At 66.2% G+C, this 8,175-nt stretch carries 8 protein-coding genes and 2 pseudogenes; 9 read left to right on the top strand and 1 reads right to left on the bottom strand.

Annotated features, from left to right (window positions below):
• Positions 1 to 180: 180 nt before the first annotated feature.
• Positions 181 to 498, top strand: coding sequence for a peptide deformylase (locus ACWEJ6_RS53875; protein WP_452433489.1), 318 nt, complete (start codon positions 181 to 183; stop codon positions 496 to 498).
• A gap of 714 nt (positions 499 to 1,212) precedes the next feature.
• A complete protein-coding gene (locus ACWEJ6_RS53880) occupies positions 1,213 to 1,518 on the top strand; it encodes a hypothetical protein (protein WP_452433491.1) in 306 nt (101 codons plus the stop codon).
• An 819-nt stretch (positions 1,519 to 2,337) separates the two neighbouring features.
• Here ACWEJ6_RS53880 and ACWEJ6_RS53885 read toward each other — a convergent pair.
• Positions 2,338 to 2,472, bottom strand: coding sequence for a hypothetical protein (locus ACWEJ6_RS53885; RefSeq protein ID WP_452433493.1), 135 nt, complete (start codon positions 2,470 to 2,472; stop codon positions 2,338 to 2,340).
• A gap of 857 nt (positions 2,473 to 3,329) precedes the next feature.
• Between ACWEJ6_RS53885 and ACWEJ6_RS53890 the strand changes: the two genes are divergently transcribed.
• From ACWEJ6_RS53890 to ACWEJ6_RS53920, 7 genes and pseudogenes are all read left to right on the top strand, one after another.
• A complete protein-coding gene (locus ACWEJ6_RS53890; RefSeq protein WP_452433495.1) occupies positions 3,330 to 4,826 on the top strand; it encodes a helix-turn-helix domain-containing protein in 1,497 nt (498 codons plus the stop codon).
• A 344-nt stretch (positions 4,827 to 5,170) separates the two neighbouring features.
• Complete coding sequence (locus ACWEJ6_RS53895; protein WP_452433497.1) at positions 5,171 to 5,347, top strand: hypothetical protein; 177 nt, start codon at positions 5,171 to 5,173, stop codon at positions 5,345 to 5,347.
• Positions 5,348 to 5,563: 216 nt separating this feature from the next.
• Positions 5,564 to 6,172 (top strand): annotated as a pseudogene (locus ACWEJ6_RS53900) (DUF5753 domain-containing protein).
• 100 nt (positions 6,173 to 6,272) lie between these two features.
• Positions 6,273 to 6,392 (top strand): annotated as a pseudogene (locus ACWEJ6_RS53905) (GntR family transcriptional regulator); the annotation flags it as partial.
• A gap of 3 nt (positions 6,393 to 6,395) precedes the next feature.
• Positions 6,396 to 6,950: a GntR family transcriptional regulator gene (locus ACWEJ6_RS53910; RefSeq protein WP_452433503.1), complete on the top strand. Its 555-nt coding sequence runs from the start codon at positions 6,396 to 6,398 to the stop codon at positions 6,948 to 6,950.
• A 122-nt stretch (positions 6,951 to 7,072) separates the two neighbouring features.
• Complete coding sequence (locus tag ACWEJ6_RS53915; protein ID WP_452433499.1) at positions 7,073 to 7,522, top strand: GntR family transcriptional regulator; 450 nt, start codon at positions 7,073 to 7,075, stop codon at positions 7,520 to 7,522.
• The gene (locus ACWEJ6_RS53920) at positions 7,523 to 8,086 is read left to right on the top strand and encodes an inositol monophosphatase family protein (RefSeq protein WP_452433501.1); all 564 of its coding nucleotides are present in this window, start codon (positions 7,523 to 7,525) and stop codon (positions 8,084 to 8,086) included.
• The last annotated feature ends 89 nt before the right edge of the window (positions 8,087 to 8,175 follow it).

The raw sequence follows: 8,175 nt of genomic DNA on the forward strand, positions 1-8,175 counted from the left end.
GCCAGATCTCCGAGCTCCTCCACCTCGGCGAAGACCACGCGCGGCAACTCCAGCGACGCGCGCGCAACCACCTCGCCACCGAGCGACGCCACCAGCCGGCCGTGAGGTCCCTGACCTGGCCGAGCACCACCAGCCCGGCGTCGTCGAGCTCGACGGTCCACCCCCGACGCTGAGGCGATCGTGCTGCTCAATCCTCGCGTCATCAACGCCTCCGCCCAGACTGACGAGCAGTACGAGGGCTGCCTGTCTTTCTTCGATGTGCCCGGTATGGTTTGCCGGCCGCTCACTCCAGAAGTGGAGCACACCACCTTGGACGGCCAGCAGGAGATCATCGCGTTCCCCTACGGGGTGGCCCGGCTCGTGGCTCATGAGGTCGACCATTTGGCTGGGTGCCTGTATACCAGTCGCATGCGCGAGGGCGTCACTCCGATCCCGCTGGAGGAGTATCACGGCATCGGCCGGCCTTGGGCCCCGCCCAAGAGCGCGCCCCATCGCTGAGATCGGCGTGCGGCCTCCCTTGGGGGGTGCCCGCTTTTCGGTTGTCGCCATACGCGAGCGCAACCAACTGACGGGCAGGCGAAAGAGCCGAACAGCGGTTCGCGTCGCCGCGTATGGTCCGAGCGTGGGCAGCCTCTGGGCTATGGGACAGCAACATGTGCCCTTCCTATGGGGCCGTGGATTCCTGCACTCGACGCTTTGTCCTCGTGCTGGGCGACCGGAGGGTGTTGGGCACTTTGGCTTCGAGGATGTGGAAGGCTCCCTCTACCCGCTGTGGCCAGACCCCGAGCCGACGCCGTCGCACGCTGGCCAGGCGATCGCCCCCGCGGCCGAGCGATATCGAACTGATCGTCAAGGTGAGTTTTCTATGGTTGCGGACGTGTCCTGGCCCGCGCCGCGATGCCCTGGTCGACGATGCCGCGGCCAGCGCCAGGGTCATCGTCTTGCGCCTCGCGTCTTGCACTTCGCTGAGCTGGCCGCCGAAGCGGGCCATCAGGTGCGGCGTGTGCCACCGCGCGCTCGCGTCACCGTCGCGGCCAACCCGCTGCGCGTCCTTCGGGGCTGCGCGCTGCGCGGCTAGGACGCCTCAGCACGATAGGCGGCGGGTTGTCGTGGCTCTTCCTCTCCCATAGCTCGCGCCAGAAGCGGCGGATCGACGGCCGACGACACGTCGCCCCCGAGACAGGAGGTCACGGTTCACCTATCGTGTGGACCATGGGCGACGACAAGCCGGAGTTCGGGTACGGGGCTGGCGGCCGGCCGCTTTGGGGCGTGCGGGATCGAGACGCTGAGGTTATCCGGACGGTGCTGCGCAAAGCGGGACGGCGGGAGTTCAGCGAAGGCCAAAGCGGGTTTGTCGTCGAGGGTGGCGGCGACGGCGCGCCGTTCTTGATCGCTTGCGCCGACGATGCCGTCGTTTGCGCGCAGGAGCTGCCGCGGTACGAGGCCGCCTTGCTCAAGGCCGGATATCGGGTCGAGCCCGATCCTGGTGACAATCAGGTGTTGTGGGCGTGGCCGTAGCCGCGTGGCCGATGTGACCCTTTCGTTGTACCGATCGTCCGCGTGTCCAGACGCCTCTTGGCGATCACCCGGCCATGACTTGAACGCGTGGGCCAGTACCGCCTCCCTGCCTCGCCAGAGCCGAGAGAGTGATGGGAGCCGGATCAGTCGCGCTGGTTTGCCGGCCGCCATTCCTCTCACTAACTCGGCGACGCATAACCCGATCCTGGCGCCCTACACGCGGTGGCCACCGCCCATGGCGTGTTACCCGTACAGGACATCCCGCCTGGATGACAGCGTCGAGTTCGACGTAGGAGCCGCGCTGCAGGCCGGTGCCGGCGCCGTGTGGATCAGCGATCAGCCATCGCCGCCGATCCTGGCCGCTCCGGCCGCCGACGCGAGCCGCCTCCACGTCGCAGCGACGCTGGCCGCCGCCATCACCTGCTGACGTGATTTGTGGAAGGCCAATCAACAGCCATCGCCGACACCGGATGCGAGGAGACTTCCATGAGCAAGTGCGCTGGCACCGCCCTCTCCTACCGGCTGTATCGGCCCGGCATTCCGATCGAGGCCGTCCAACTCCTGACCGCTGAAGCGTGCCGCCTGGCTTCGGCGCCGACTGCCGGATTTGGGCACGGGCACCGGGCAGGTGCCCGTGGCCTTGTATGAATCCTTCGCCGAATGGACGCCGTCGACCTGGACGCCGGCATGGTCGAACAGGCCGCCGCGGCCCTGCGGCCACTGCTTGCGGAAGGGTTGCGTCTGCACCACCCAGCCGCCGAGGACTTCACGCCGCCGTGCCCTGGCTGGCGCTCCGACTTGGTGACGATATGTCGTGCCTCATTGGATGGACCGGCCCACGCTGCTGGAGAAGCTCGAGGGGTACGTGGCCAGCACCGGCGTGGTGGCGGTGATGGGCGGGGGCAGCGTGCTGACGGCTCGTAGTGACTGGACCGACGCCTTGCGCGAGCTCATTCAGCGCTTGCTCGGCGGCCGCGCCGTGCCGGCGACCAGACTACCTACGTCCCCCATGGCCGGCCGTACGCCGAGGTCCGGGCGGAGTCGGCGTTCTGCCAGGTGAGCGAGCATCGCATCGAGTTCAAGCGCGTCTGGACTCCGGAGCAGGTGCTGGGCCATTCGCGTTCGACGTCCTTCGCCGCACGAGCGCCGTTAGGGAGCGGATCGAGGAGTTTGAGGACGCGGCCATGGTGTTGCCGCGCCAGTTCGCCGCCAGCGGTCCGTTGCTGGAGGAGGTCGAGTAGTGGTCCTCGCCCGCCGTCCCTGCTACGGCTGACACCGCGACCGGGTAGGGCCGCGTTCGCGTGTGATCGGTCCTATCCGTCAACAGCTCCGCCGCTACGTGGGCAAAGACGTCGCGGAGCGCCGCCGCGGGCGTCGCCCTCGCGGCGACCTCGCGTAGCTGCTCCTCCCAAGCGTCGGCCCGCTCACGCGACCGGAGCAGGCCAGCTGGCGATCGATCCGTCTTGCGACCGTGACGACCTCATCGCCGTCTTTGACCTCCGCCAGCGTCGACGTTCGGACTCGTTCAAGCATGGCGAACGCTTGTCATCACGCTCCTAAAGCCTGCCGACGCCGCGTCCGGCCGGCTCCTGCGCACCCAGCCCCAGTCCCTTCCTCGGCAGGGGCGGCCCGCGCGCATGCGAATTAATCGTTGGCGGTTATGGGTCAAGGGGTGCCATGGGGACACGCACGCTTATCCCGAGGTGGAATCCCTTCACCTGATGGGCGATATCCCTTGACGGGATGCCGCTGGGCGGTGAGCGTGGAGTTACCGGCAGAGCGGAGTCCTAGGACGCGAGGGGATACGGCAGATGCCCGCAGGTGGGGCCGAACCGGTCGTCGTGCCGGCTGACCTCTGGCAACGCCCCGACATGGTGTCGGCCCTCGCGACTCGCGACCTAGGCCATGTATTCCGTTTGGTTCGTCGTTACGCGGGTGTCAGCCAGACCCGCATCGGGGTGGCGGTCGGCCTCAGCCAGGGCAAGGTCAGCCAGATCATGAAGGGCACCATCCAGGTCGTCTCCTTTGAGGTGTTCGAGCGCGTCGCCGAGGGCTTGCGCATGCCCGACCCCGCCCGTATGACTCTCGGCCTCGCTCCCGGCGTGATCACCGGTGTTCCCCTCCCCGGCCCACCCATGCCGGCTCGGGATGGAACACCAGCCAGTGCCCCGCCTAGCGTGGAAGGGGTTGGTCAGCTTGTTCTCGGCCCGCGTCAGCCCAGTGACGTCCACGAGATCCACGAGATCCACGACGTTGACGCGTTGACGCTGGCCTGGGTAGCGGGAAGGCTGGATACGCACATGGACCGTCGAACGATGCTCCTGCTCGCCGCGGGGATGACCGCCGAAGCCGCGACATCCATCGCCAGCCCCTGGCAACGCTGGCCCCGCGCCCTCAGCGGCCCCCAAACCCTCAGCGAAGACACCATCGAACTTCTCGAGGCCCGCACCATCGGCTTCCACCGCCTCGAATACATCCTCCCGGCCCGCGCCATCCAACAGGGCCTGACCACCCACATCACCCAACTGGACGACCTTCTCCAAAGCGGCCCGCCAGACCGCTTCCGGCGCAGGCTGGCCGCCACCGCCGGCGAAGCCTCCACCTTGGCGGCGTGGATCGCGTGGGACCTCAAACAGCCCGCCCAACGCGCCGCGTCCCGCCGCGTCTCGGCCCTCGCTAAGGAGAGCGGGCACGCCGTCATCCAGGCATGCCTATACGCCTACAAGTCCTACGCCCTCCAAGGCGTCTCCGCTCTGAAGGCCATACAACGGGCCAAGACCTACCTTCCGCCTCATGGCGACAACGCCACCCGCGCCTGGCTCCTCAGCAGAGAAGCCGAAGAACTGGCCGCGCTCGGCGACCACGGGGCCATCCAGCTCCTGCGCCAGGCCGAAGAAGCGTTCGATCACGCCCAGCCCCACCGCGAACGCGCCTGGACCCGCTTCCTCGACACAGAACGCATGACGGCGTTCCGGCTCTCCACGCACCTACTGCTAGGTCAGGAGCGTCACGCGCTTCAAGCCGGGCAGTCCGCTCTCGATTCCATCGGCCACGACACCAGCCACAAACGAGCCGCGATCATCTACACCGACATGGCCAAGGCACAGTTCCAGCTCGGCGACATCACCGAAGCGATCACCCACGCCCGCCGTGCCCTGGACACAGCGCGGCGCGCCGAATCGACATGGGGCCTCCAGCACCTGGCCACCATCGAGAAGACCCTCGCGGGACAACGAGATCCTTCAGCTCGCGAACTCCTCGGGGACCTGATCGCAACCCGCCGAGACACGGGGCCGCCTCCCGGCTGATCCACTCCAGACAACCAACCGCACCGGCGGCACCAGCCACGACCTGAGGAACCGCGCGGGGAACGCGGCTCCCGCACCCCACCGCCCATGCCACACAGCGTCCCATGGTGGGCTTCGTCAGCCTCAGCCACTCATCAGCGTCGTTATTCGCACCTGGCCACCAATCCGGGAACGATCTGATCGGCCACCTGAGCCGCCGCGGCGATGACGCCGTCCAGCGACGAGAACAACTCCGCGACGAAGTTCCTCACGGGAACTCCCGTGCTGGAGGCGGGTTCTGGTGGGCTTTATGACGTGACCTGGTCGAGTCCCACGCGAGACATGCGGCCCGCGACACATATTTGGTGCGGCGTACCAGCCCCGGCGTCGTCATGGACATCAGGATGCCCCGGCCGGACGGCATCGCGGCGACCCGATGGTACCCGGCCACCGGCTCCGGCACGCGGATCCTGATCCGGACGACCTACGACATCGACCAGTATGTGTACGCCGCGCTGGCGGCGCCAGCGGCCTCCCGCTGAAGGATGTCACTCGCAAGCGGTTGGTCGCCGTCGTACGGCTGCTCCGCCCCGGTGACGCGCTCTTCGCTCCCAAGGCTGGGCGCAATCGAAGGTGCCCCGTATCGAGGGCGGCACACAGCTGCCGACCCACGACGACATCCGAGCATGGGCGCCGCATGCAACGTCGGCGGCGCCGAGCTCGACGAACTCTTGCGACTGGCCGACACCGCCCGGGGAATGCGGGAAGCCTTCCGCTCCCGCCTGAGTCGCGGTCAGGAGCCTGTACAGGCTGACCACAACAACCTCACTGCCAAGTCGCACCTGATCCGGTACTTCGAGACTGCTTGGGCGCCCGGATTCCTGCAGGTCCCCGACTACGCACGCGGCGTCTTCGCGCAGATGATCAGCTTGCACGATCTTCAGGTCGACGACGTTGAGGCGGCCTTGGCAAAGCGGCTGCAGCGACAGCAAACACTGTATGACCCAAGCAAGCAGTTCGAGTTTCTGCTCGCGGAGCCGGTCCTGCGCTAGCTGATCGGCTCGCGTGCAGTGATGCGCGAACAACTTGACCGGCTCCAGACCGTCATCGGCCTTCCGAGGATCCGCTTCGGCATCGTCCCCATGGGCATAAAGCTGGCCACGATGCCGCAGAACAGCTTCCAGATCTATGTCGGCGACGACGGGCCCGTGGTGGCCGTCGAGACGTTCACCACCGAGACATTCGTCCGCGGCGACGAGGCGGAAGCCTACGTGCGCGCCATCGACAGGCTCTGGGAAGAAGCGGTGACTGGCGACGGGGCTCGTATCATTGCCGCGATAGAGGCTCTTGAGCCAAAGACAGGGTAGAGGCTGATCACCCAACCGGGCCCCTGGCTGACCCGAGCCAGGGGCCCTTCGTTGGTGGAGGGCACCTCGACATCCACCTCGCTTAAGGCCGTACTCGTGCGGCGATGTCTTGCCATCGGAGGGCGACCTGGTCACGGAGTACGGCACGAGCAAGGCCACAGCCCGCGCTGCCATGGATCTCCTCCGCAGCGATGGACTCATCGAAATTCGGCACGGCAAGGGTGTGTTCGTCCGCCGTTTCAAGCGGTACGACCGCCACGGCAGCAAGCGGCACCTGCACTCCCAGCAGGCCGCGGACACATTTCCCACGCAGGCCGAGACGCAAGCGCAGGGCATTCAGCGGGAGCTCGAACTGGTCGACGTAGCCACCGTCCCGGCACCCGGCGATGTGGCCGCGATCCTCGGGGTGGACGAGGGCATGCCGCTCGTCTGCCGCCGGCACCTCATCACTCTCGACGGCGACCCGGCCCAGACCGCCGACAGCTACTTCGTCGCCGAGCAAGTCGATGGATCGCGGATTGGGCGCCACGAGCGGATCCTGGGCGGTGTGCACTCCGAACTCGCGGCCGTCCTTGGTGTTCCGCTGACCGCGGCCGACGAGGTGCTCATAGCTCGCATGCCGACCCCAGCAGAGAAGGAGGTGCTCTCGCTGCTGCCGGGGACGCCGGTTGTCGAGCTCACTCGCACGATCTACACTGACGAGCGGCCGGTCGAGGTGACCCGGTTCCTGTTTGACGCCGGCTGGCATCGGTTCATCTACACCGTACCGATGGACTAGGAGTAGCTCTCGTACTGGGGGCCTGCGTGTCCGTGCCCATACTTCAAGGCAACCGCTAACACCGCCCCATCGCAGCGCCCGCACCAAAGTGACCATGTTGGTGATGGAGTAGGGAGCGTAGCTTGAGACCAGACACCCGCGACCAGTCAGAGAAGATCGCCGCCGAGCTACGGGCCCCGATCATGGCTGGATATCTCAAGCCAAGCGCACAACTCGACTCCGTCCTCAAACTGGCGAGCGAGCGAGGCGTGTCAACGACTGCCATTCAGAACGTGCTGAAGATGCTCAAGAGTGAGGGCAATCTGGAGAGCCAAACTGGCAAGGACGCCTACGTCCGAGACCGGCGCTCGTTCGTGGTGGATGCGACCGCCTACCTCAACCCGGCCGAGAGAGGCGTCACCTACAAGCTTCTACGCGTGGCCGAGCTTGCACCCACGAGTGATGTCGCCGACACCCTCGGAGAAAACCGAGCGAGGACATTCAACACTTGTCGTGGATTTTCAGCCAGATGGTCAAATAGATTTCCACAAATGCATAACCGACCTCGCGGGGAAACGGCGGGGGAGATTTAAATGGACTTGCTGCGGATTACGAAGAAACTCGAAGAGGCCTTGCTCGAAGCGCCCTTCGGCCACCTGACCGAGGTGCGGATCACACGGGCGGACAACAATCCACAAACTACCATAGACAAACACGTAGATGCTTACCTTGCGGCGGCGCTGCCAAGGATCCTTGATGTGCCAATAATGTCAGAGGAGGATCCGGGCAAAGTCTTGGGACGGTCGGGTCTCTGCTGGATCGTCGACCCTGTCGACGGGACGATCAATGTCATCGCCGGGGCGGGGGATTTCGCGATATGCGTGGCTTTGGTGGATGCGGCAACCCTGCAATCGTTAATCGGTATGGTCTATCTACCGCGTTCGGCGCAGCTCTTTAAGGCCGTGACGGGCAACGGCGCGTACCAGAACGGTGAGTTGCTGGACAACCATGTGATGGCCCACAAGGGTCCGCTCACGATTCAGCACATAACCGCGTTTGGGGTTCCCAAAGATGGTCAGGCTGTGGCCCGCCGCATGTCCGACGCGCTGTATAACCTTTTCGCCTCCGGCTGGGTCACCCGCCAGCAGGGATGGTGACCGTGACCTTCCCCGACATCGGCCGGATCGCGCCGCTGGCCAGGCCGCTGCTGCCGCGCGTGCTCGACCTCAACGCCCGCGTCCGCGAG

The sequence above is a fragment of the Nonomuraea sp. NPDC004702 genome (genome assembly GCF_053601695.1).

Bases quoted from the DNA above. Each gene is read 5' to 3' on its own strand.
- ACWEJ6_RS53880 (WP_452433491.1), top strand. From the start codon at position 1,213: ATGGGCGACGACAAGCCGGAGTTCGGGTACGGGGCTGGCGGCCGGCCG.
- ACWEJ6_RS53885 (WP_452433493.1), bottom strand. From the start codon at position 2,472: ATGAGCTCGCGCAAGGCGTCGGTCCAGTCACTACGAGCCGTCAGCACG.
- ACWEJ6_RS53890 (WP_452433495.1), top strand. From the start codon at position 3,330: ATGCCCGCAGGTGGGGCCGAACCGGTCGTCGTGCCGGCTGACCTCTGG.
- ACWEJ6_RS53920 (WP_452433501.1), top strand. From the start codon at position 7,523: ATGGACTTGCTGCGGATTACGAAGAAACTCGAAGAGGCCTTGCTCGAA.